At 42.6% G+C, this 24,681-nt stretch carries 19 protein-coding genes and 4 rRNA genes; 14 read left to right on the top strand and 9 right to left on the bottom strand.

Annotation, left to right across the window (positions count from 1 at the left end):
- The first annotated feature begins 6 nt into the window (after positions 1–6).
- The 9 genes from rpmJ to rrf all read left to right on the top strand — a co-directional run bounded on the left by rpmJ (position 7) and on the right by rrf (position 9,205).
- Positions 7–120 (top strand): 50S ribosomal protein L36, encoded by a 114-nt coding sequence (gene rpmJ / locus PNIG_RS15470; protein ID WP_002959476.1) that lies wholly within the window; start codon positions 7–9, stop codon positions 118–120.
- A gap of 124 nt (positions 121–244) precedes the next feature.
- On the top strand, positions 245–601 hold the full coding sequence (gene rpsM / locus PNIG_RS15465; RefSeq protein WP_006794252.1) for a 30S ribosomal protein S13: 357 nt from the start codon (positions 245–247) through the stop codon (positions 599–601).
- A 12-nt stretch (positions 602–613) separates the two neighbouring features.
- A complete protein-coding gene (gene rpsK / locus PNIG_RS15460; RefSeq protein ID WP_002959471.1) occupies positions 614–1,000 on the top strand; it encodes a 30S ribosomal protein S11 in 387 nt (128 codons plus the stop codon).
- Positions 1,001–1,021: 21 nt separating this feature from the next.
- Entirely contained in the window at positions 1,022–1,642 is a 621-nt protein-coding gene (rpsD, locus tag PNIG_RS15455; protein WP_011329438.1) for a 30S ribosomal protein S4, read from the top strand.
- Positions 1,643–1,666: 24 nt separating this feature from the next.
- Positions 1,667–2,653, top strand: coding sequence for a DNA-directed RNA polymerase subunit alpha (locus tag PNIG_RS15450; RefSeq protein ID WP_011329437.1), 987 nt, complete (start codon positions 1,667–1,669; stop codon positions 2,651–2,653).
- A 39-nt stretch (positions 2,654–2,692) separates the two neighbouring features.
- Entirely contained in the window at positions 2,693–3,094 is a 402-nt protein-coding gene (gene rplQ / locus PNIG_RS15445; protein WP_002959450.1) for a 50S ribosomal protein L17, read from the top strand.
- 1,127 nt (positions 3,095–4,221) lie between these two features.
- Positions 4,222–5,757 (top strand): 16S ribosomal RNA (locus PNIG_RS15440).
- A 299-nt stretch (positions 5,758–6,056) separates the two neighbouring features.
- Positions 6,057–8,945 (top strand): 23S ribosomal RNA (locus PNIG_RS15435).
- A gap of 145 nt (positions 8,946–9,090) precedes the next feature.
- Positions 9,091–9,205: ribosomal RNA gene (rrf, locus tag PNIG_RS15430) — 5S ribosomal RNA — on the top strand.
- Together the 16S, 23S and 5S rRNA genes form the textbook arrangement of a ribosomal RNA operon.
- 331 nt (positions 9,206–9,536) lie before the next feature.
- Here the strand turns inward: rrf and recG are convergent.
- From recG to asnC, 3 genes are read right to left on the bottom strand one after another with little or no spacing between them, the layout of a single operon-like run.
- Positions 9,537–11,618 (bottom strand): ATP-dependent DNA helicase RecG, encoded by a 2,082-nt coding sequence (gene recG / locus PNIG_RS15425; RefSeq protein ID WP_089368839.1) that lies wholly within the window; start codon positions 11,616–11,618, stop codon positions 9,537–9,539.
- A gap of 60 nt (positions 11,619–11,678) precedes the next feature.
- Positions 11,679–12,365 (bottom strand): tRNA (guanosine(18)-2'-O)-methyltransferase TrmH, encoded by a 687-nt coding sequence (gene trmH / locus PNIG_RS15420; protein ID WP_089368838.1) that lies wholly within the window; start codon positions 12,363–12,365, stop codon positions 11,679–11,681.
- A 40-nt stretch (positions 12,366–12,405) separates the two neighbouring features.
- Positions 12,406–12,864, bottom strand: coding sequence for a transcriptional regulator AsnC (gene asnC, locus PNIG_RS15415; RefSeq protein ID WP_011329434.1), 459 nt, complete (start codon positions 12,862–12,864; stop codon positions 12,406–12,408).
- 191 nt (positions 12,865–13,055) lie between these two features.
- Here asnC and asnA point away from each other — a divergent pair, with 191 nt between their 5' ends.
- Positions 13,056–14,051: an aspartate--ammonia ligase gene (asnA, locus tag PNIG_RS15410; RefSeq protein ID WP_089368837.1), complete on the top strand. Its 996-nt coding sequence runs from the start codon at positions 13,056–13,058 to the stop codon at positions 14,049–14,051.
- 102 nt (positions 14,052–14,153) lie between these two features.
- Here the strand turns inward: asnA and PNIG_RS15405 are convergent, their stop codons facing one another.
- From PNIG_RS15405 to PNIG_RS15380, 6 genes are all read right to left on the bottom strand, one after another.
- Positions 14,154–15,761 carry a DUF342 domain-containing protein gene (locus PNIG_RS15405; RefSeq protein WP_089368836.1) on the bottom strand — a complete coding sequence of 536 codons (1,608 nt, stop codon included), beginning with the start codon at positions 15,759–15,761 and terminating at the stop codon, positions 14,154–14,156.
- 153 nt (positions 15,762–15,914) lie between these two features.
- Positions 15,915–16,307 (bottom strand): RidA family protein, encoded by a 393-nt coding sequence (locus PNIG_RS15400; RefSeq protein ID WP_011329431.1) that lies wholly within the window; start codon positions 16,305–16,307, stop codon positions 15,915–15,917.
- Positions 16,308–16,319: 12 nt separating this feature from the next.
- Positions 16,320–18,428: a bifunctional GTP diphosphokinase/guanosine-3',5'-bis pyrophosphate 3'-pyrophosphohydrolase gene (gene spoT, locus PNIG_RS15395; RefSeq protein ID WP_011329430.1), complete on the bottom strand. Its 2,109-nt coding sequence runs from the start codon at positions 18,426–18,428 to the stop codon at positions 16,320–16,322.
- Between the two features lie 128 nt (positions 18,429–18,556).
- Positions 18,557–18,832 (bottom strand): DNA-directed RNA polymerase subunit omega, encoded by a 276-nt coding sequence (rpoZ, locus tag PNIG_RS15390; protein WP_011329429.1) that lies wholly within the window; start codon positions 18,830–18,832, stop codon positions 18,557–18,559.
- 125 nt (positions 18,833–18,957) lie between these two features.
- Positions 18,958–19,578, bottom strand: a complete 621-nt coding sequence (gmk, locus tag PNIG_RS15385; RefSeq protein ID WP_011329428.1) for a guanylate kinase — start codon at positions 19,576–19,578, stop codon at positions 18,958–18,960.
- 116 nt (positions 19,579–19,694) lie between these two features.
- The gene (locus tag PNIG_RS15380; RefSeq protein ID WP_011329427.1) at positions 19,695–20,555 is read right to left on the bottom strand and encodes a YicC/YloC family endoribonuclease; all 861 of its coding nucleotides are present in this window, start codon (positions 20,553–20,555) and stop codon (positions 19,695–19,697) included.
- Positions 20,556–20,718: 163 nt separating this feature from the next.
- On the opposite strand from PNIG_RS15380, the gene rph reads away from it, so the two are divergent.
- From rph to PNIG_RS15360, 4 genes are all read left to right on the top strand, one after another.
- Complete coding sequence (rph, locus tag PNIG_RS15375) at positions 20,719–21,432, top strand: ribonuclease PH (RefSeq protein ID WP_011329426.1); 714 nt, start codon at positions 20,719–20,721, stop codon at positions 21,430–21,432.
- An 18-nt stretch (positions 21,433–21,450) separates the two neighbouring features.
- Positions 21,451–22,095 carry an orotate phosphoribosyltransferase gene (pyrE, locus tag PNIG_RS15370; RefSeq protein WP_089368835.1) on the top strand — a complete coding sequence of 215 codons (645 nt, stop codon included), beginning with the start codon at positions 21,451–21,453 and terminating at the stop codon, positions 22,093–22,095.
- Positions 22,096–22,150: 55 nt separating this feature from the next.
- Positions 22,151–22,531, top strand: coding sequence for a diacylglycerol kinase (locus tag PNIG_RS15365; RefSeq protein ID WP_011329424.1), 381 nt, complete (start codon positions 22,151–22,153; stop codon positions 22,529–22,531).
- A gap of 572 nt (positions 22,532–23,103) precedes the next feature.
- Positions 23,104–24,639 (top strand): 16S ribosomal RNA (locus tag PNIG_RS15360).
- Positions 24,640–24,681: the final 42 nt, after the last annotated feature.

Raw genomic sequence — 24,681 nt, 5'->3', positions numbered from 1 at the left:
TGAGCAATGAAAGTACGTGCTTCCGTTAAGAAAATATGCCGTAACTGTAAAGTTATTAAACGTGCTGGTGTAGTACGCGTAATTTGCAGTGAGCCTAAGCATAAGCAAAGGCAAGGTTAAGTAAACAGCGTGCAGGCTGAGTTTTCTCGGCCTGTGTTTTTAGTAGTGATTTGGTCTTCGTTTGAGTATCCTTACGGGCTCTTCAAACAGATGATTACCAAATTCGAATATAGGAGATGTGTTAGTGGCCCGTATTGCTGGCATTAACGTCCCTGATCATAAACATGCAGTTATTGGTTTAACAGCTATTTATGGCATAGGTAAGACTCGCTCTAAGGCTATCTTAGCAGCGACTGGTATCGCCGAGACCACAAAAATCGGTGAACTTTCAGACGAAACTCTTGACGTATTGCGTGATGCAGTTGGCAAGTACACCGTTGAAGGTGATCTTCGTCGTGAAGTTACTTTAAATATCAAGCGCCTAATGGACCTTGGTTGTTATCGTGGCCTACGTCACCGTCGCTCTTTACCACTACGTGGTCAAAGAACTAAGACTAACGCGCGTACCCGTAAGGGTCCTCGTAAGCCTATTAAGCGATAAGGGGATAGTATTATGGCTAAGACACCAATTCGTCGTAAAAAGGTTAAAAAACAAGTTGCTGATGGTATGGCTCATGTTCATGCTTCTTTCAACAACACTATTGTAACGATTACCGATCGTCAAGGTAATGCACTATCATGGGCTACTGCCGGTGGTTCAGGTTTCCGTGGTTCACGTAAATCTACTCCATTTGCTGCTCAGGTTGCTGCAGAGCGTGCAGGTACTGCTGCTCAAGAATACGGTTTAAAAAATCTAGAAGTTTTCATCAAAGGTCCAGGTCCAGGTCGTGAATCTGCTGTACGTGCTTTGAATGCTGCTGGCTACCGTATTACCAACATTACTGACGTGACGCCAATACCACATAATGGTTGTCGTCCACCGAAGAAACGTCGCGTTTAACAATAGGTTAGGAGAAATAACATGGCAAGATATTTGGGCCCTAAGCTCAAGCTGAGTCGTCGTGAAGGCACTGACCTGTTCCTTAAGAGCGGCGTAAGAGCTATCGACTCTAAGTGTAAACTTGAGACTGCACCTGGTCAGCATGGCGCTCGTAAAGGTCGCTTATCTGATTACGGTTTACAATTACGTGAAAAGCAAAAAGTACGTCGTATCTACGGTGTATTAGAAAAGCAATTCCGTAACTACTACAAAGAAGCTGCTCGCCTTAAAGGTAATACAGGTGAAAACTTGTTACAGCTATTAGAGCAACGTTTAGACAATGTTGTATATCGCATGGGTTTTGCTAGCACACGTGCAGAAGCACGTCAGTTAGTAAGCCATAAAGCGATTTTAGTTAATGGTCGTGTTGTGAATGTTCCTTCGTACGTAATTGCTCCAGAAGATACTGTTGTAATCCGTGAGAAGTCTAAAACACAAGCACGTATCATCGCTGCTCTAGAGTTGGCTGAGCAACGTGAAAAGCCGACTTGGGTTGAAGTTGACGGTAAGAAATTGGAAGGCAGCTTTAAGCGTCTACCTGAGCGTTCAGATCTGTCTGCGGACATTAATGAACAACTAATCGTCGAACTTTACTCTAAGTAAAGTTAAGAGTTAAGAGAGGATAAAATGCAGGGTTCTGTTACAGAATTTCTAAAACCAAGGTTAGTCGATATCGACGCTATCAACCCAACACGTTCTAAAATAGTTTTAGAACCACTTGAGCGTGGCTTCGGTCACACTTTGGGTAATGCCTTACGCCGTATACTGCTTTCATCTATGCCTGGATGTGCAGTAACTGAAGTTGAAATCGACGGTGTATTGCATGAGTACAGCGCGAAAGAAGGCGTTCAAGAAGACATCATTGAAATACTATTAAACCTAAAAGGTTTAGCAGTAACGTTAGAAGGCAAAGATGAAGTTTTTCTGACCCTGGCTAAATCTGGTGTAGGCCCTGTGACTGCGTCAGATATTCAGCACGATGGCGATGTAACAATTGCTAACCCAGATCATGTTATTTGTAATTTAACAACAAATAACAGCGAGATCAGCATGCGTATTCGTGTTGAACGTGGTCGTGGTTATGTGCCGGCATCTAGTCGTTTATCCTCTGATGACGATGAGCGTCCAATTGGTAGATTGTTGCTTGATGCATCATTTAGCCCAGTTGAACGTATTGCGTACTCGGTTGAATCAGCTCGAGTTGAGCAACGTACAGATTTAGACAAGTTAATCATTGATATGGAAACAAACGGCACTTTAGATCCAGAAGAAGCGATCCGCCGTGCGTCTACTATCTTAGCTGAGCAATTAGATGCATTCGTAGATTTACGTGATGTAACTGAGCCAGAAGAGAAAGAAGAGAAGCCAGAATTCGATCCTATTCTACTTCGTCCAGTTGATGATCTTGAACTAACAGTACGCTCAGCAAATTGTTTGAAAGCCGAGCAAATTCAATATATCGGTGATTTAGTTCAGCGCACTGAAGTTGAGCTTCTTAAAACGCCTAATTTAGGTAAGAAGTCTCTAACTGAAATTAAAGACGTGCTAGCTTCACGTGGACTTTCTCTAGGCATGCGCCTAGAAAATTGGCCACCTGCAAGTTTAGCTGAATAATCTAAATCACTATATTAGTTTAGTTAGAAGGATAGGGTCATGCGCCATCGTAAGAGTGGTCGTCAATTAAACCGTAACAGTAGCCATCGTAAAGCGATGTTTAGCAATATGGCAGGTTCTTTGGTGAAACATGAAATCATCAAAACTACTTTGCCTAAAGCGAAAGAGTTACGTCGTGTAATTGAACCTTTAATCACACTGGCTAAGACTGACAGTGTAGCAAATCGCCGTTTAGCGTTTGCTCGCACGCGTGATAATGAAGTTGTTGGTAAGTTATTCAGTGAAATCGGTCCACGTAACGCGGATCGTCCAGGTGGTTACACTCGTATTCTTAAGTGTGGCTTCCGTACTGGTGATAATGCACCAATGGCTTATATTGAACTAGTTGGTCGCCCAGCGACTAGCGAAGCAGTTCAAGAAGACGCACAGTCTGCAGAGTAAGTCTTAAAGAAACCTAAAAGCCGAGCCTATGCTCGGCTTTTTCTTGCCTAAAATTTGTTAATCTATATGGATCAGTGATTACCTTCTATTATGATCGTTTACGAGTACTGACTCATAGATTCTAAATTGATAAGTTGTTTTAACACCTGCTTTAATATCCCTACCAAGTTACTCTTTACTTATTACTCATTCAAAATAGCCTATCAGATCATGGTTAAGGATTATCTTCATTATATATTGTTCGTTTAGAGCTATTATATAATACAACTCCAAAACTTAGATTATCCAGTAGAGCGGCCCACTACGAAGTTTATATTTATAAATCTGATTATAAGACATAACGTGTACTCATTTACCTATATACCTATATTAAGAATCTCATATCAAGGTTGAGTATTACGGCCTAAGTAAACTTATTTCTTAATATTATTAAATTATGATTAAACATAGCTCGATCAATTCAATTTTCGCCTTTTGATTACTTTAAATGATTTTAAGTAATACGAGTCTTCTCATATTGGTTAGTTATTTAGCATAGATGATCCAAATATGTCTTTATTCATTAGTAGTTGTCATAACTTTCATTTCAAATAGCGCTATAAATTTCTTAACGATAGTAGTTTAGTTGTGTTTTTAAGCGTTTAGCTCAAATACTCAGCGAACAGCAGTTTATTTCAAGTTTTCTTTAAAAAACAGTTGATCTGTTTTCGGATCTCCCTATAATGCGACCCCACTGAGAAGGGAAACGCCGAAGCATAGCAAGGCAGCAACTACTTAGAGAGTTAAATAAAACTTCGGCTTTAAATCTTCCAAAAAGAAAGTTTAAAACTAAGTGTTGACTCGAAAAATAAAGGATGTATTATACGCATCCCTTGAGACGCTAAAGCGACTCAAAACGTTCTTTAACAATATAAAGCAATCATCTGTGTGGGCACTCGTACAGATTGAGTTCTAACAGCCAAGCTTAGTTCGCTAAGTAAGGCAAACAAATTAGAGTCTCAATTGAAAACTGAGTGACCAACAGAAGTAACTTATTTATAAGTTGCTTCGGCACAGTCAATTCAATATCGAAAGATATTAAAAATAAATTCAGAATTCATTGAGCTGTCGAAAGACATAAAACTTTTTAATTGAAGAGTTTGATCATGGCTCAGATTGAACGCTGGCGGCAGGCCTAACACATGCAAGTCGAGCGGTAACAGAGAGAAGCTTGCTTCTTTGCTGACGAGCGGCGGACGGGTGAGTAATGCTTGGGAACATGCCTTGAGGTGGGGGACAACAGTTGGAAACGACTGCTAATACCGCATAATGTCTACGGACCAAAGGGGGCTTCGGCTCTCGCCTTTAGATTGGCCCAAGTGGGATTAGCTAGTTGGTGAGGTAATGGCTCACCAAGGCGACGATCCCTAGCTGGTTTGAGAGGATGATCAGCCACACTGGGACTGAGACACGGCCCAGACTCCTACGGGAGGCAGCAGTGGGGAATATTGCACAATGGGCGCAAGCCTGATGCAGCCATGCCGCGTGTGTGAAGAAGGCCTTCGGGTTGTAAAGCACTTTCAGTCAGGAGGAAAGGTTAGTAGTTAATACCTGCTAGCTGTGACGTTACTGACAGAAGAAGCACCGGCTAACTCCGTGCCAGCAGCCGCGGTAATACGGAGGGTGCGAGCGTTAATCGGAATTACTGGGCGTAAAGCGTACGCAGGCGGTTTGTTAAGCGAGATGTGAAAGCCCCGGGCTCAACCTGGGAACTGCATTTCGAACTGGCAAACTAGAGTGTGATAGAGGGTGGTAGAATTTCAGGTGTAGCGGTGAAATGCGTAGAGATCTGAAGGAATACCGATGGCGAAGGCAGCCACCTGGGTCAACACTGACGCTCATGTACGAAAGCGTGGGGAGCAAACGGGATTAGATACCCCGGTAGTCCACGCCGTAAACGATGTCTACTAGAAGCTCGGAGCCTCGGTTCTGTTTTTCAAAGCTAACGCATTAAGTAGACCGCCTGGGGAGTACGGCCGCAAGGTTAAAACTCAAATGAATTGACGGGGGCCCGCACAAGCGGTGGAGCATGTGGTTTAATTCGATGCAACGCGAAGAACCTTACCTACACTTGACATACAGAGAACTTACCAGAGATGGTTTGGTGCCTTCGGGAACTCTGATACAGGTGCTGCATGGCTGTCGTCAGCTCGTGTTGTGAGATGTTGGGTTAAGTCCCGCAACGAGCGCAACCCCTATCCTTAGTTGCTAGCAGGTAATGCTGAGAACTCTAAGGAGACTGCCGGTGATAAACCGGAGGAAGGTGGGGACGACGTCAAGTCATCATGGCCCTTACGTGTAGGGCTACACACGTGCTACAATGGCGCATACAGAGTGCTGCGAACCTGCGAAGGTAAGCGAATCACTTAAAGTGCGTCGTAGTCCGGATTGGAGTCTGCAACTCGACTCCATGAAGTCGGAATCGCTAGTAATCGCGTATCAGAATGACGCGGTGAATACGTTCCCGGGCCTTGTACACACCGCCCGTCACACCATGGGAGTGGGTTGCTCCAGAAGTAGATAGTCTAACCCTCGGGAGGACGTTTACCACGGAGTGATTCATGACTGGGGTGAAGTCGTAACAAGGTAGCCCTAGGGGAACCTGGGGCTGGATCACCTCCTTATACGATTTAGAACTTATTTGTTCGTAGTGTCCACACAGATGATTGTTAATTAGTGCTTGTTCTTCGGAATAACTAATTAATATGCTCTTTAAAAATTTGGAAAAGCTGATAATAAAATTCTGATGAATAACATTGTTATTTATCAAGAGTTTTCAAAAGTAAAAAAAGAATGGTAGCAGTACCATTCAGTGCCATTTAATTAACTCTTTGAGTTGATTGATTGGTATCTACTTTAGTATTCAATATTGACTTCTGGCGAAGTTAAACTGTCACACAACAAAGACCCGTTTGGGTTGTATGGTTAAGTGACTAAGCGTACACGGTGGATGCCTTGGCAGTTGGAGGCGATGAAGGACGTATTAACTTGCGATAAGCCTAGTCAAGCTAGTAAAAAGCACTTGAGACTAGGATTTCCGAATGGGGAAACCCACCTGCTTGCAGGTATCGTTAACTGAATACATAGGTTAACGAGGCGAACGCGGAGAACTGAAACATCTAAGTACCCGTAGGAAAAGAAATCAACCGAGATTCCGAAAGTAGCGGCGAGCGAAATCGGAACAGCCCTTAAGCTTATTATGTGTTAATGGAAGGCTGCTGGAAAGCGCCACGATACAGGGTGATAGTCCCGTACATGAAAAGACATTTTAAGTGAAATCGAGTAGGTCGGAGCACGTGAAACTTTGACTGAATATAGGTGGACCATCATCTAAGGCTAAATACTCCCAACTGACCGATAGTGAACCAGTACCGTGAGGGAAAGGCGAAAAGAACCCCTGTGAGGGGAGTGAAATAGAACCTGAAACCGTGTACGTACAAGCAGTAGGAGCCCACTTGTTGGGTGACTGCGTACCTTTTGTATAATGGGTCAGCGACTTATATTTTGTAGCGAGGTTAACCGATTAGGGTAGCCGTAGGGAAACCGAGTCTTAACTGGGCGAATAGTTGCAAGGTATAGACCCGAAACCCGGTGATCTAGCCATGAGCAGGTTGAAGGTTGAGTAACATCAACTGGAGGACCGAACCCACTAACGTTGAAAAGTTAGGGGATGACTTGTGGTTAGGAGTGAAAGGCTAATCAAACCGGGAGATAGCTGGTTCTCCCCGAAATCTATTTAGGTAGAGCCTCGGACGAATACTTACGGGGGTAGAGCACTGTTAAGGCTAGGGGGTCATCCCGACTTACCAACCCTTTGCAAACTCCGAATACCGTAAAGTAATATCCGGGAGACACACGGCGGGTGCTAACGTCCGTCGTGAAGAGGGAAACAACCCAGACCGCCAGCTAAGGTCCCAAAGTCATAGTTAAGTGGGAAACGATGTGGAAAGGCCCAGACAGCCAGGAGGTTGGCTTAGAAGCAGCCATCCTTTAAAGAAAGCGTAATAGCTCACTGGTCGAGTCGGTCTGCGCGGAAGATGTAACGGGGCTAAACTATGCACCGAAGCTGCGGATTCATCTTAGGATGAGTGGTAGGGGAGCGTTCTGTAAGCCGTTGAAGGTGATCCGGGAGGGTTGCTGGAGGTATCAGAAGTGCGAATGCTGACATGAGTAACGATAATGGGAGTGAAAAACTCCCACGCCGGAAGACCAAGGGTTCCTATCCCATGTTAATCAGGGTAGGGTAAGTCGACCCCTAAGGCGAGGCCGAAAGGCGTAGTCGATGGGAAACAGATTAATATTTCTGTACTCGATATAATTGCGATGGGGGGACGGAGCAGGCTAAGCAAGCATGGCGTTGGTAGTCCATGTGAAAGTGAGTAGGGCGTTTGTTTAGGTAAATCCGGACGAACACTAAACCTGAGACACGAGACGAGTCACTAAGGTGATGAAGTTGTTGATGCCATACTTCCAGGAAAAGCCTCTAAGCTTCAGATTATATGGAATCGTACCCCAAACCGACACAGGTGGTCAGGTAGAGAATACTAAGGCGCTTGAGAGAACTCGGGTGAAGGAACTAGGCAAAATCGTACCGTAACTTCGGGAGAAGGTACGCTCCTATCTGTGATGAGACTTGCTCTCTAAGCGGACGGGAGCCGCAGTGACCAGGTGGCTGGGACTGTTTATTAAAAACACAGCACTGTGCAAAATCGCAAGATGACGTATACGGTGTGACACCTGCCCGGTGCCGGAAGGTTAATTGATGGGGTTATCCTTAGGGAGAAGCTCTTGATCGAAGCCCCGGTAAACGGCGGCCGTAACTATAACGGTCCTAAGGTAGCGAAATTCCTTGTCGGGTAAGTTCCGACCTGCACGAATGGTGTAACCATGGCCACGCTGTCTCCACCCGAGACTCAGTGAAATTGAAATCGCAGTGAAGATGCTGTGTACCCGCGGCTAGACGGAAAGACCCCGTGAACCTTTACTACAGCTTGGCACTGAACATTGAACCTACATGTGTAGGATAGGTGGGAGACTTTGAAGATGAGACGCTAGTTTTGTTGGAGTCAACCTTGAAATACCACCCTTGTAGTTTTGATGTTCTAACGTTGGCCCCTGAATCGGGGTTACGGACAGTGCCTGGTGGGTAGTTTGACTGGGGCGGTCTCCTCCTAAAGAGTAACGGAGGAGCACGAAGGTTGGCTAAGTACGGTCGGACATCGTACGGTTAGTGTAATGGTAGAAGCCAGCTTAACTGCGAGACAGACACGTCGAGCAGGTACGAAAGTAGGTCATAGTGATCCGGTGGTTCTGAATGGAAGGGCCATCGCTCAACGGATAAAAGGTACTCCGGGGATAACAGGCTGATACCGCCCAAGAGTTCATATCGACGGCGGTGTTTGGCACCTCGATGTCGGCTCATCACATCCTGGGGCTGAAGTCGGTCCCAAGGGTATGGCTGTTCGCCATTTAAAGTGGTACGCGAGCTGGGTTTAGAACGTCGTGAGACAGTTCGGTCCCTATCTGCCGTGGGCGTTTGAGAATTGAGAGGGGTTGCTCCTAGTACGAGAGGACCGGAGTGAACGAACCGCTGGTGTTCGGGTTGTCATGCCAATGGCATTGCCCGGTAGCTACGTTCGGAACTGATAAGCGCTGAAAGCATCTAAGCGCGAAGCAGGCCTCGAGATGATTTCTCACTAGAGCTATAAGCTCTCTGAAGGGCCGTTGGAGACTACAACGTTGATAGGCAAGATGTGGAAGTGCTGTGAGGCATTAAGCTAACTTGTACTAATTACCCGTGAGGCTTAACCATACAACGCCAAACGCGTTTTATGTGACAGTTCAAGCAAGAAGTTAATATGACTAAAGTAGATATTTACGCAAAGACTTAAAAAATATTATCAGATATTTTCCAAATTCAGTTAATTTGTAGTGATACGAATTAACGCCCTAATTTGCTTGGTAACAATAGCGTTTTGGACCCACCTGACCCCATGCCGAACTCAGTAGTGAAACGAAACAGCGCCGATGATAGTGTAGCATTTGCTATGTGAAAGTAGGACATTGCCAGGCTTCAAATTGTAAAAAGCCCGAATTTAACGATTCGGGCTTTTTTACGTCTGCAGAAAAGTGAAATGTGGGTGAATAATGTACACAAGTCTCCCGCGTAGGTCGGGCGAGCGTAGCGACACCCGACACTCAAATCATAAAAACATCATCACTAGCCAATGAGTTTAGTGCATTTGCACTGTGACTCTCCACTGCTGTGGGCACCACGACATTGCCAGGCTTCAAATCGAGAAAGCCCGATTGAAAATATTCGGGCTTTTTTACGTCTGCAGAAAAGTAAAACTTAAGCTGGAAAGTACTAGGGATAATCTCGATATTGTGAAAGAGCGCAGTTTTAAGCTAGTGCGTAGTTGGATTTATTACCAAGCCATCTACTTATAAGTGCATCTACTTGTTTTGGGTGCTGTATTAGCATTTGCTGCGCTATTGGCCTGACTTGATTTAAAGTGTGTTTGTCGCGGGTTAGATCGGCAATTTTAAATTCAGCTAAACCGGTTTGTTTAGTGCCGAGCACTTCACCAGGGCCGCGGATCTCTAAGTCTCGCTCAGCTATAACAAAACCATCGTTACTATCTCTTAACACGCCCAGACGCTTTTGTGCTGTATGTGAGAGAGGTGCATGGTATAAAAGTACACAATGCGAAGCGGTAGCTCCACGCCCTACTCGACCACGTAGTTGGTGTAATTGTGCTAAACCTAAACGCTCAGGGTTTTCTATAATAATCAAACTGGCATTAGGTACATCCACTCCTACTTCAATGACTGTGGTTGCGACTAAAACATGAATATTACCAGCTTTAAACTCACTCATAATGGCTTGTTTTTCTGCAGCTTTCATCCGTCCATGTATAAGGCTTACGTTTAGCTCTGGTAAGGCTTCTTTTAATTGCTGCGCGCTATCTTCGGCGGCTTGGCATTGCAGCACTTCTGATTCATCAATGAGCGTGCATACCCAATAAACTTGCCTGCCTTGCTCATGGCAGGCTAATTTAACGCGATTGATAATATCGCCTCGACGAGTGTCTGGTAATGCCACTGTTGTTATGGGTGTTCGACCCGGTGGTAATTCATCTATTACAGAGGTCTCTAAATCGGCGTAAGCGGTCATTGCAAGTGTGCGAGGTATAGGTGTTGCTGTCATGACTAGTTGATGTGGGTAACAGTCGCCAAAGCGGCCTTTTTCACGCAGTGATAATCGTTGATGAACACCAAAACGATGTTGTTCATCGATAATAATAAGCACGAGATTATGAAATTTCACCTCGTCTTGAAATAACGCATGGGTGCCGACGATCATTTGCGCCTCCCCGGAGGCTATTTTTTCAAGTGTAGCTACACGTTCTCTACCTTTAGTTTTACCTCCAAGCCAGGCAACTGTAATACCTAATTGGTTAAACCAGTTATTAAAGTTAATCCCATGCTGCTCGGAGAGAATTTCGGTAGGAGCCATTAAAGCTACCTGAAAACCTTGTGCTATAGCAGTCAATGCACTTAATGCTGCTACTAATGTTTTACCTGAGCCAACATCGCCTTGTACTAAACGCATCATAGGGTAAGGCTGTTGTAAATCACCTTTAATTTCGGCGACTACACGACTTTGTGCATTGGTTGGATCAAAAGGGAGTTGCGCTAAAAATTGGCTTTCTAATGCGTTGTTAGGATTTAAGCTGACAGCTTTAACTTGTTGCCCTTGTTGGCGTATTTTTAACAAGCTGAGATTTTGCGCTAGTAGCTCTTCAAAAACGAGCCGCTGCTGAGCTGGATGAGTACCTTGTTCAAGTGCAATTACGTCTATGTCGTTAGGTGGGCGATGTAATAATAGTAAGGCATCACTTAGCCCTAAATTAGAAGGTTGCCATTGCGCTGGAAGCAGCTCCTCTACTGAATATTTTTGCAATAGATTAATAGCTTGATCGCTAAGTGCTCTAATTGATAATTGCTTTAAACCTTCAGTGGTTGAGTAAACCGGAGTAAGCGTTGTAGCCGTAGGCTGCTCATTGGGTGTGTCGCTTATGCTATATTCCGGATGACTCATTTCAAAGCCTACACGGCCACGGCGAACTTCACCAAAACAACGTATTATTTTTCCTGCACTGAGGGCATTTTTTTGTGCCGCGGTAAAATTAAAAAATCGTAGTGTAAGTCTGCCGGTGCCATCGTTTATTTGGCAAACTAGCATGCGCCTTTTACCAAAGGTGATCTGGCTTGTTTCAATTGTTGCTTCCACGCTTACATGGCTGTGTAATGAAAGCTCGTTTATAGTATAAAGCCGGGTGCGGTCTTCATAGCGAAGAGGTAAATGAAACAGCATGTCTTGTACTGTAGAAATACCTAGCTTTAGCAATCGCTCGGCCATTTTAGGGCCAACGCCTTTGAGTTCTGTTATTGGGTATTGGCTTAAGCTAGGTTTAGACAAGGTGGGCTCAAATCTTATTATTTGTAAGTGAGTTAAGTGTACTTATAGTGCGACGTGGCATCAAGCATGTTTTAAAGCTTGCCAAAACTGTTCATCAGCCACTATTTCACCGTGCTCATCGAGTACCGGGTAGGGAAGCTTTTTTAGCTTACATTGCCGAGCAATAATAGGGTGACACCCTTCAAAATAAATGGGATGTTTAATTTCATCACTCAACATATTGCGATTATAAAGCCCTGCAAGTTCGCGCTGACGTTGAGCTTCAAAGAGTATTAATGCAGCTGCAACGGATACATTTAGTGATTGAACCATCCCTTGCATGGGTATAATAATGTTTTGATCAGCGTGTTTTAAAGCTTGCTCTGAGATCCCTGTTTTTTCTTGGCCGACAATAATGGCGGTTGGCTTAGTATAGTCTATTTCTCTAAAATCAACGGCATCGGTTGATAAGTGAGTCGCGAGTATTTGTATATCGGGATTACGAGCACGCATAGCTGTTGTCGCATCGTCAATATTTTTATGTAAATGTGTTTCCAGCCAGTTTTTACTACCACCAGAGGTATTATTAGTAAGCCATTTTTGATTTTCTGGCCATACGGCATGCACGTGATGACAACCTACGGCGTCTGCACTTCTTACGATAGCGGAAAGGTTATGGTGTTTATGCACGTCCTCTAAACACACTGTTAGGTCAGTTTGTCGGCGCGAAAGTACGTCTGCGATTCTTTGATAGCGAGTTTGCTGCATGATTATCCTCTTTTTCAGTAATTATACGAGATTTTTAGTGTTAAGGCATTACTGTGCGGCTAATTGGGTTTTGTAGCGATATAAGAGTTTCTGTTGATTGAATAGCTTCAATTGCTTGTATTTTATTTATCAGTACATCTTGCAGATGATCGATTGAGCGAGTCATTACTTTGATAAAAATACTGTAGTTACCAGTGGTGTAATAAGCTTCAACAACTTCCTCTAGTGCTTCGAGTTTAATTAAGGTTTGCGGATAGTCGCGTGCACTATTTAAATTAATCCCAATAAAACAGCACACGTCATAGCCCAACTGCTTGGTGCTGATAGTTAACTGAGTTCCTGTGATGATCCCCGCTTGCTTCATTTTTTCAATACGAACATGAATTGTGCCGGCACTCACATTAAAACGTTTTGCTAATTCTGCGTAGGGTGTGCGTGCATTGGCCATTAATGCATGCAGAATCTGTTTATCGAGATTATCGATTTGATAATTTTCCATTACCTTTACACTCTTTGATTGTTGAATCTTAATGTTTTATAGCATTTAATTGATGCTTTTAATATGTTAAAGCTATTTTTATTGTGGGTTATTGAATTAAATAATTAAATTGTTACGATAACCATATTGAAGCGTTATTTAAGACGCAATGAGTTACGAAAGTACAATAACTGGGAATGAGGCCAATTATTATGAGTTCACTTTATGTGCAGCAGCAGCAGCAAATAAGTCAAGTTAAGCATTTTTTTTCACAGCAACTAGAGCAGCAATTAGGATTAATAGAAGTACAAGCTCCTATACTTGCTCGAGTGGGCGATGGCACTCAAGACAACTTAAGTGGCCATGAAAATGCGGTAGCTGTAAATATAAAAGCTATTCCAGATAGCCGTTACGAAGTAGTGCACTCACTTGCAAAGTGGAAACGTAAAACATTAGGAGATCATAGCTTTTCTCATGGTGAAGGCATTTATACACAAATGAAGGCGTTACGCCCAGATGAAGACTCGTTGAGTCCTATTCACTCAGTATATGTTGATCAATGGGATTGGGAAAAGGTGATCTGCCAAGATAGCGAGCGCACACTAACTACACTTAAACAAACAGTTGAAGCAATCTATACCGGTATTAAAAAAACGGAACAATTTGTTAGCGATAAATTTGGTATTATGCCATTTTTGCCAAGCAGTATTACATTTGTACATAGCGAAGAGCTGCGAGAAATGTACCCAGATTTTAGTGCTAAGCAACGAGAAAAAGCGATTGCACAAGAGTACGGGGCGGTATTTTTAATTGGCATTGGTGGTAAATTGAGTGATGGTAAAATTCATGATGTAAGAGCACCAGACTACGATGACTGGTCAACGCCAACCTGTGACAAATACGCAGGGTTAAATGGTGATATTTTAGTGTGGAACCCATTATTAGAAGACGCATTTGAGCTATCTTCTATGGGGATCCGCGTTAGTCCAGATGTGTTGCAAAAACAATTAAGTATGACGAGTGACGAAGACCGTTTAGAGTTTGATTGGCATAAGGCATTAATACAAAATAAATTTCCGCAAACAATTGGTGGCGGTATTGGTCAATCTCGTCTTGTTATGTTGTTATTACAAAAACCACATATTGGCCAAGTACAAGTGAGTGCATGGCCGCAGCACACTCATGCTGCATTCGATGGCTTGTTATAAATAATAAAGCCAATTAGCATAACTGCTTGGGCAATTTAACAAATTTAAATAGCCCCTTAGTTAAGTAGGTTGATTTAATGAGTGCTTCAAAAGCACTCATTTTTAATGCGTTTTAAATTCTACCTCAATTTTATTATTTTGTAGCTTTACACTACACGGAGGATAAGTTCGCGTTGTTTTGAGTACTTTATCAAAAATATGTATCACTACACCTGAATGTAAAACACTGTTAACTGCTAAATTGGCATTATTCAATAAATCATGTAAATTATTTTCTAGGTTTGATAAGCGCTTTTCTAACTGCTCGGCTTGTTGGCAGTAATGCTGTTGAGTCGCGCCAATTTTCCCAATAAGCATATTCTTTTTTTCTATATCCTTAAGTAAATCGGCTTTTTCTAATGCGGCTTGTAAGGTATCAAGTTGTTTATCGGTATTTGCTAAGTCTTGAAAGCAATTATCGGTATCAGCAGTGATTTCGGCCCCCGATGCAGCTAAGTTAATGACCATTTTTGCACCCGACTCATTGCCTATTTCGCCAGCAATAAGGGTTGTTGCATTGAGTACTTCTCCGCCAAAGAGCCTGCCTTTGGGGAGCTCTGCTTGACCAACTTGCAATAAATTAACAGCCTTTATTGAGCAGTGACTTGCTTGACGTTCAATGAGTATATTAGTTGCTTCAAGGTAGCTATATTGTGCATGTGAAATATAGATGTCACCTTTACAGTTGAGCGCGCAAGAGAGTGATTTATCTTCAGGTTTATAATGGCCAATAATACCTTGTTTTACGGTAATGTTACCATCGGCTGTTAACTGCGCAGACTCAACAGTACCAAAAATAGTAATATCGCCTTTAGCCTTTACTCGCATACCTGGCTCAATGTTGCCACTAACAATAACGCTGCCATTAAAATCAATATGACCACTTTTTACTGTAACTTCCGATATGGTAAAAATATCATCAACACGCATGCCATTATTTATTTCAACCGGTACACCAGCAATAGTAGAGACAAGTTCAAGTGGGTTAGATTTTGATATTTCAGTGCCTTCACCAGAAACTAAAGAAAGTATCTCGCCTGATTTAGCTGGGAGTAAGTCGCCAAGTACATTAAACCCTTCTTTACCTGGCGTGGCTGGTTGCTGGCGAATAAGTGTTTCGCCGGGGCTTACACTGGCTAATTTACCAAAGTCGCGCATATCAACACTGCCATCATCTTTTAGTTTTGGTGTTTTTAGACGATCTTTAAGGGTTTTTACTAAAGTATTAAATTTAGTATCTTGGCCATCAATAGGTAATCTGCCTTTAGCCAAAATGCCTTTAGTTGAGCTTCCGGCAGGCATTTCAAATTGTTTTTGCAGGAGTTTTTCTAAAAAAGCTTGTTTATAACCTCTTGCTACTCGCGCTTTTACCAGCTGCATTTTTGCATCATCTAAACTAAGAACATTACCGCCTTGAGCTAGTGTTAATTCGCCAATAGCGAGCATTTTGTCATCACTAATAGTCACGCTTAATATTGCATCGTGTTTAGTTGCTACTACTAAGATAGGCTCAGGGTTTTTACTTTTAAAAAAGTTATTTATAGAGTCATAATCTATTTTACAATCACAAAAATTCGACTCTTCTAGTGCTTCAATTATAAAAGCGGCTGAAGGGGGCGAGTGCTTACCGATATCAAGTAATACATTTCCATTATGAGCAAGCTTAAACACGAGTTAATCCTTTTTACTATCAAAGTTAAGTTTGTTTATATGACAGAATAATAGAGTGCTAGAAATTTACTTTTGAGTCAAGAATTGAGGGTAATAATGCGCAGGAAGTAGCAGAATAAGAGCTATAGCTTTGGCTATAGCTCTTAGAATAAATTAGTTAGTTGAAGGTAACTCCATAATTCCATCAATTTCAACTTGTACATTTTTAGGTAAAGCTCTTACACCAATAGCTGCACGGGCAGGGTATGGTTTTTTAAAGTATTGGCTCATTACTTCGTTAACTATTGCAAAGTTAGATAAGTCGGTAAGGTAAATATTCACTTTTACTAAGTCTTGAATTTGACCACCTGCTTCTTCACATACCGCAGCAATATTTTTAAATACTTGGTGTGTTTGCTGCGCAAAGTCTTCTGATATGACTTCCATCGTCTCAGGTACTAAGGGTATTTGACCAGATAAATAAACAGCAGTGCCTACTTTAACTGCTTGGCTATAAGTGCCAATTGCAGCAGGTGCTTTGTCGGTAGAGATAAATGCTTTATTCATGTGTTTCCTATTTTACTTTTTACGATAGACCTTTTGCACATCAGGCATCACACGAATGCGACGCATAATATTAGCAACATGGATACGGTTTTTAACGGTAATCCCTAAATCTATCACGTATAAATTACTTTCTTTTTCATCGGTGGCAATTTCTACAATATTAGCTTGTGTTGTCGCAACCACATTAGTTAACTTAGCGAGTGCACCTTGGTGGTTAATAATTTCAACACGTAAAGCCGCAATATATTCTTTTTCAGGGTTGTCATCCCATTTAACCACTAAGTATTTAGAGCGATCATTTTCCCACCCACGAATGTTTTTACATTCTTGGCGATGAACTGTTAGTCCTTTACCTTGGCTGATGTGTGCAGTAATAGCATCACCAGGAACAGGGCGGCAGCATTTAGAATAGTTAACCAGCATGCCTTCAGTACCAATAATGGTTGCCTTAGCTTGCTTGGCAATATTGGCTACATCACCATCCTCGTTTTGCAATAAACGTTTTGCAATTAGCATACTCATTAAATTTCCAGAACCAATCTCAACTAATAACGCTTGTACTGTAGTGAGCTCATGCTCTTTAAGTACTCTGTCGATATTTTCTTGGGCAATACTGTCGAGCTTACTTTCACCCAATGCAGAATCGAGTAAACGTCGGCCTAAAAGGAGTGCTTCTTCGTGATGCTGGCTTTTAAGGTAATTACGAACCCCTAAGCGCGCTTTACCTGTAACAATAAAGTTTAGCCAAGTTGCATTAGGGTGAGCGCCAGAGCTGGTAATTATTTCTATCGTTTGCCCTGTATCAATTGGTTTACTCAACGGGTAAGGTTTGCGATTAACACGTGCGCCAACACAAGTGTGGCCCACGTCAGTATGCACCGCATAAGCAAAATCAACCGCTGTTGCGCCCATAGGTAGCTCAATAATACGACCATCAGGTGTAAATACGTAAATTTCTTCAGGGAATAATTCAGTTTTTACATTTTCAACAAACTCAAACGACGAGCCAGCGCTTTGCTGTAACTCTAACAGGCTTTGCATCCATTGGCGTGCACGTTGCTGTGCAGTACTTCCAGCGCCACCATCATTTGCTTTTTTATACATCCAATGTGCAGCGACCCCTTTATCTGCCATATGATCCATGTCATGGGTACGGATCTGAATTTCAACCGGAATCCCATGCGGACCCACCAAAGAGGTATGTAAAGACTGGTAGCCATTTGTTTTTGGCACGGCAATATAATCTTTAAAGCGTGTTTCAATTGGTTTATATAAATTATGCGCTACGCCTAAAACGCGATAACAGATATCCATAGATTCAACCGCGATTCTAAACGCATAAATATCCATTACTTCATTAAATAGCAGCTCTTTATTAAGCATTTTTTTATAAATGCTATAAATATGCTTTTCGCGGCCAGACACAGTTGCCTTTATTCCTGATTGCTCAAGACGCATTTCTATTTCGTTTTGAATGTTAGAAATAACTTCCTTGCGATTACCTCGTGCTTTAGCTACTTCAGATTTAAGTGCACGATGACGCATCGGATATAAAGCCTGAAAACCTAAGTCTTCTAGCTCATTTTTAATATCATGAATACCTAAACGATTGGCTATTGGCGCATAAATTTCTAATGTTTCGCGGGCAATACGGCGGCGCTTATCAGGGCGTAGTGAGCCTAATGTGCGCATATTGTGCGTACGATCGGCAAGCTTGATTAAAATAACCCGAATATCTTGGGTCATTGCCATAATCATTTTGCGGTAATTCTCAGCTTGGAATTCTTTTTTATCTTTAAAGCTAAGTTTATCGAGCTTACTTACCCCTTCAACTAATTCAGCAACAGTATCACCAAAAATTTCAGCTAAGTCTTGCTGGCTAAAATTAGTATCTTCAATAACATCATGCATCAACGCAGCCATAAGTGTTTCATGGTCAAGATGCATACTTGCAAGAATTTGGCTTACTTCAACAGGATGAGTTATGTAGGGCTCGCCACTTGAACGAGTTTGTCCTTCATGGGCCTCTCGGGCTACCACATAGGCTTTTTGCACCAGCTCAACGTCGGCGGCTGGCAAGTATTCTGAGATTTTCTTTTTAAGACCTTCAAAAAGATACATTCACACTCCAATGTTCTTGTGAAGCAAATAGGAAACGGTAAGTTAAGAATATACGATGAAAAGACAGGATTGCCAACGGCTAGTGAAGAAATACTGCGCCGCTGGCTAAAATCAGACCGGGAGGTTGATTATTGGTTGCCACCAACAATAGCAGCAACAGCAGCTAATTCAGCTGCTTCTTGATGTTGTTGCTCTTCACGATCAATAACGTCCATTGATGAGCTATCTACCAAACCTAATTCAATTTCACGTAAAGCAATTACCGTAGGCTTATCGTTTTCAGGGTCTACTAGTGGTCTTTTACCACCAACAGCAATTTGACGGGCACGACGGGCCGCAACTAAAATTAAGTCAAAACGATTACCAATTGCATCTACTGCATCTTCAACTGTTACGCGGGCCATCTCAGCACTCCAAAATAATTTAAAAGCAAAGGCGTAGTTTACTGCAAGCAGCCTGTTTCGCCAATAGCCAGTGGTTAATTTTTATCTGTTTTACTTGCTTAATAGCAATATAAGCAAAGCTTACATTATTTAAGTAAGCTATTTAGTAAACTTTGATGACGAACGCTTTGCATTTTTAATGTTAAACGCTGCGCCATAACAATTGTTTCTATGTCGGTTAGTGCAGTATCAAAGTCATCATTAACAATTACAAAGTCGTATTCGTTGTAATGTGACGTTTCTGATTGCGCTTGTGCCATACGCCCAGCAATAATTTCTTGCGAGTCTTGGCCACGGTTATTCAAGCGTTGCTCTAGTTCTGCTTTTGAAGGCGGTAAAATAAAAATAGTTTGTACACTAGGCATAATTTTACGCACTTGCTGCGCGCCCTGCCAATCAATATCTAAAAACACGTCAATACCAGCATCTAGTTGCGACTCAATAGCTTGTTTTGATGTGCCATAGTAGTTATCAAACACTTGCGCCCATTCAAAAAAGTCATCTTTAGTTATGAGTGCTTTAAACTCATCGGTTGATACAAAATGGTAATGTACACCATTCTCTTCACCAGGTCGTTTAGCGCGAGTCGTGTGTGATACAGATACCTTCATATCCGTATGCTTTTTCAATAACGCATTTATTAAGCTTGATTTACCCGCTCCCGATGGTGCCGATAAAATAAATAAGTTTCCGCGAGTTTGAGCCATGTTTTTCTCTATCTAAAATAAATAGGCTTGAGTTATAAATAACTCAAGCCTTTAATAACACTATTGCACTTTAATTAACTCTTAGTGCTCAATTTTAAGGCTTGAACATTAAAGCATTACTCAATATTTTGGATCTGCTCACGCATTTGCTCAATCAGCACTTTTAGCTCTACAGCGGCAGTAGTAATGTCACTATTGATAGACTTAGATGCTAATGTGTTTGCTTCGCGGTTAAACTCTTGCATCATAAAGTCTAAACGACGACCACATGCCCCGCCTTTTGTAAGAATTTTTTTGGTTTCTTTAACATGCGACTTTAAGCGATCTAATTCTTCAGCCACATCTTGCTTTTGAGCTAAATAAATAAGCTCTTGTTCAAGGCGTGATTCGTCAATATTAGCCGTTAAATCTTCGAGTTTTTGCGCTAACTTTTCGCGCTGCCATTTGGCAATTTCAGGCATGTGCGTTTCTACAATAGCTACTTGCTCTAAAATAGCTTCAAGGCGAGTAGCTATCATCTCTTGTAGGTTTTCACCTTCATCACCACGTGCAGATTTAAAATCTTCTACTACTTGGTCAAAGCCTGCAATAAGAGCAGTATTTACACTATCCATATCAAGCTCTTGTGCTTCCATAACACCAGGCCAGCGTAGTATATCAACTGGGTTAATGTCACCATCACTGTGTTGTTGTACCCACTTAGCACTATTTATTAGCTGCTCTGCAAGTGCTTCATTTATTGACAGCTCGCCAACATGCGCAGGGTTTGCTACAAACTTTAAGAAAACTTCAACTTTACCGCGTTGTAAATGTTTACGTAAGCGCTCACGAATTACTGGCTCCATGCCACGAAATTGCTCTGGGGCACGAATAAATGTTTCAAGGTAGCGCTGGTTCACTGAACGAACTTCCCAAGTGCCGGTGCCCCAATCGCCTTTTATTTCGCGACGCGCGTAAGCAGTCATACTGTGGATCATGGATAGTTTCCTAAAATTAATAAATACAATATTACAATGATTATACCGTAACACTGCTTAAGCTCTAGGGAAAATTTAATAGACTGAATATTTTACAATCAGCATGGCATCTACACCGACATGCACTTATAATGTCGCAAATTCTGAATTAAGGGGATCGTCAATGCGTCCAAGCGAAAGAACAGCTAACCAAATTAGACCTGTTACATTTACACGTAATTATACTTTGCATGCAGAAGGCTCAGTACTTGTTGAGTTTGGTAATACTAAGGTGCTTTGTACTGCCACAGTTGAATCGGGTGTACCTCGTTTTATGAAAGGCCAAGGTAAAGGTTGGATCAATGCAGAATACGGTATGTTACCGCGTGCAACGCACACACGTAATGCCCGTGAAGCGGCGCGTGGAAAACAAGGCGGTCGTACTATGGAAATTCAACGCTTAATTGCGCGTGCACTTCGTGCTGCTGTTGATTTAAAAGCGCTTGGCGAAAACACTATTACTATTGATTGCGATGTTATTCAAGCTGATGGCGGAACACGTACCGCATCTATTAGTGGTGCCTGTGTTGCATTAGTTGACGCACTTACGCATATGCGTGCTAAAGGGATGATCAATTCAAACCCACTTAAATACATGATTGCAGCAATTTCGGTAGGCATCTATAAAGGCCAAGCCATTAGTGATCTAGAGTACATAGAAGATTCAGCAGCAGAAACCGATATGAACGTCATTCTGACCGAAACCGGCAAAATTATCGAAATTCAAGGAACTGCCGAAGGTGAACCGTTTTCGTTCGACGAACTCGATGAGTTACTTACATTAGCTAAGCACTCTATTCGTGAAATTATCGACGTACAAAAGCAAGCATTAGCATAACGCAAAGGATCACTGTATATGAAAGATTATCAAATAGAGTTTATTGAGTTCGCTTTAGAAAAGCAGGTATTAAAGTTTGGTGAATTTACTTTAAAGTCAGGCCGCACTAGCCCGTACTTTTTTAATGCTGGTTTATTTAATACAGGACGAGATTTAGCGCGTTTAGGCCGTTTTTATGCTGCAGCATTAGAAGATGCCGCCATTGAGTACGATGTATTATTTGGCCCTGCTTATAAAGGTATTCCTATTGCAACGACAACCGCAGTTGCTTTAGCAGATCATTACAATAAAGATGTACCTTATTGTTTTAATCGTAAAGAGAAAAAAGCACACGGTGAGGGTGGCACATTAGTAGGCTCTGAACTTAAAGGTAAAATCATGCTAGTGGATGATGTGATCACCGCCGGCACTGCTATTCGTGAGTCGATGGAAATTATCGCAGAGAATGGCGCAGATCTAAGTGGTGTATTGATCGCCCTTGATCGCCAAGAAAAAGGTAAAGCCGAGTTATCAGCTATTCAAGAAGTTGAACGAGACTTTAATACCAAAGTCATCTCTATTGTAAAACTAGCAGATCTAATTAGTTACCTTGAAACCCAAGGGACTATGGATCAGCATTTAGCCTCAGTTAAAGCTTACCGCGACCAATATGGTGTAGCGTAAATAAAAGCCTCGCAATGCGGGGCTTTATTTTGACCTTCATTTATAGAGTTTATTAATGAAAGATGTATTAAAACCAAATGGCCTCGGTCTCAAGCGTGTTTTTAAAGCAAGCTATTGTTCGTACCTTGGCTTTAAAGCCGCGTTTAAAGAAGAAGTCGCATTTAGACAAGAGCTACTCCTATGCATTATTTTGTTACCACTATCATTTTGGTTAGCTTCGTCATTACTTCATTGGGCACTACTTGTTAGTACGCTACTGATTATGCTTATAGTCGAATTATTAAACTCCGCAATTGAAGCCCTAACCGATCGGGTAAGCACAGAGCGGCATGTATTATCAGGTAGAGCCAAAGATATGGGATCTGCTGCAGTAACACTTGCATTGTCGATCGTCGTGATCATCTGGGGCATTAGCCTTTATATAAAGATCGTTTAACCCTACTTTTAAATATGAGAAGGTATAAAAATATCTTTAGTTGTTAATAGCTTGCTAGTTATGTTGTATTTTTAACGTGTTTAGCTCAAATACTCAGCGAACAGCAGTTTATTTCAAGTTTTCTTTAAAAAACAGTTGATCTGTTTTCGGATCTCCCTATAATGCGACCCCACTGAGAAGGGAAACGCCGATGCATAGCAAGGCACGAACTACTCAGAGAGTTAAATAAAACTTCGGTTTTAAATTGTCGAAAGAAAGTTTAAAACTAAGTGTTGACTCGAAAAATAAAGGATGTATTATACGCATCCCTTGAGACGCTAAAGCGACTCAAAACGTTCTTTAACAATATAAAGCAATCATCTGTGTGGGCACTCGTACAGATTGAGTTCTAACAGCCAATCTACTTACTCTTTATGGGTAATTAGCGAGGCAAACAAATTAGAGTCTCAATTGAAAACTGAGTGACCAACAGAATAGTTATTTCGGTAATTATTCGGCACAGTCAATTCAATATCGAAAGATATTAAAATAAATTCAGAATTCATTGAGCTGTCGAAAGACATAAAACTTTTTAATTGAAGAGTTTGATCATGGCTCAGATTGAACGCTGGCGGCAGGCCTAACACATGCAAGTCGAGCGGTAACAGAAAGTAGCTTGCTACTTTGCTGACGAGCGGCGGACGGGTGAGTAATGCTTGGGAACATGCCTTGAGGTGGGGGACAACAGTTGGAAACGACTGCTAATACCGCATAATGTCTACGGACCAAAGGGGGCTTCGGCTCTCGCCTTTAGATTGGCCCAAGTGGGATTAGCTAGTTGGTGAGGTAATGGCTCACCAAGGCGACGATCCCTAGCTGGTTTGAGAGGATGATCAGCCACACTGGGACTGAGACACGGCCCAGACTCCTACGGGAGGCAGCAGTGGGGAATATTGCACAATGGGCGCAAGCCTGATGCAGCCATGCCGCGTGTGTGAAGAAGGCCTTCGGGTTGTAAAGCACTTTCAGTCAGGAGGAAAGGTTAGTAGTTAATACCTGCTAGCTGTGACGTTACTGACAGAAGAAGCACCGGCTAACTCCGTGCCAGCAGCCGCGGTAATACGGAGGGTGCGAGCGTTAATCGGAATTACTGGGCGTAAAGCGTACGCAGGCGGTTTGTTAAGCGAGATGTGAAAGCCCCGGGCTCAACCTGGGAACTGCATTTCGAACTGGCAAACTAGAGTGTGATAGAGGGTGGTAGAATTTCAGGTGTAGCGGTGAAATGCGTAGAGATCTGAAGGAATACCGATGGCGAAGGCAGCCACCTGGGTCAACACTGACGCTCATGTACGAAAGCGTGGGGAGCAAACGGGATTAGATACCCCGGTAGTCCACGCCGTAAACGATGTCTACTAGAAGCTCGGAGCCTCGGTTCTGTTTTTCAAAGCTAACGCATTAAGTAGACCGCCTGGGGAGTACGGCCGCAAGGTTAAAACTCAAATGAATTGACGGGGGCCCGCACAAGCGGTGGAGCATGTGGTTTAATTCGATGCAACGCGAAGAACCTTACCTACACTTGACATACAGAGAACTTACCAGAGATGGTTTGGTGCCTTCGGGAACTCTGATACAGGTGCTGCATGGCTGTCGTCAGCTCGTGTTGTGAGATGTTGGGTTAAGTCCCGCAACGAGCGCAACCCCTATCCTTAGTTGCTAGCAGGTAATGCTGAGAACTCTAAGGAGACTGCCGGTGATAAACCGGAGGAAGGTGGGGACGACGTCAAGTCATCATGGCCCTTACGTGTAGGGCTACACACGTGCTACAATGGCGCATACAGAGTGCTGCGAACCTGCGAAGGTAAGCGAATCACTTAAAGTGCGTCGTAGTCCGGATTGGAGTCTGCAACTCGACTCCATGAAGTCGGAATCGCTAGTAATCGCGTATCAGAATGACGCGGTGAATACGTTCCCGGGCCTTGTACACACCGCCCGTCACACCATGGGAGTGGGTTGCTCCAGAAGTAGATAGTCTAACCCTCGGGAGGACGTTTACCACGGAGTGATTCATGACTGGGGTGAAGTCGTAACAAGGTAGCCCTAGGGGAACCTGGGGCTGGATCACCTCCTTATACGATTTAGAACTTATTTGTTCGTAGTGTCCACACAGATGA

This window comes from Pseudoalteromonas nigrifaciens, assembly GCF_002221505.1.
In the GTDB taxonomy this organism is placed as follows: domain Bacteria; phylum Pseudomonadota; class Gammaproteobacteria; order Enterobacterales; family Alteromonadaceae; genus Pseudoalteromonas; species Pseudoalteromonas nigrifaciens.
This window is presented reverse-complemented; position numbering and strand designations above follow the sequence as displayed.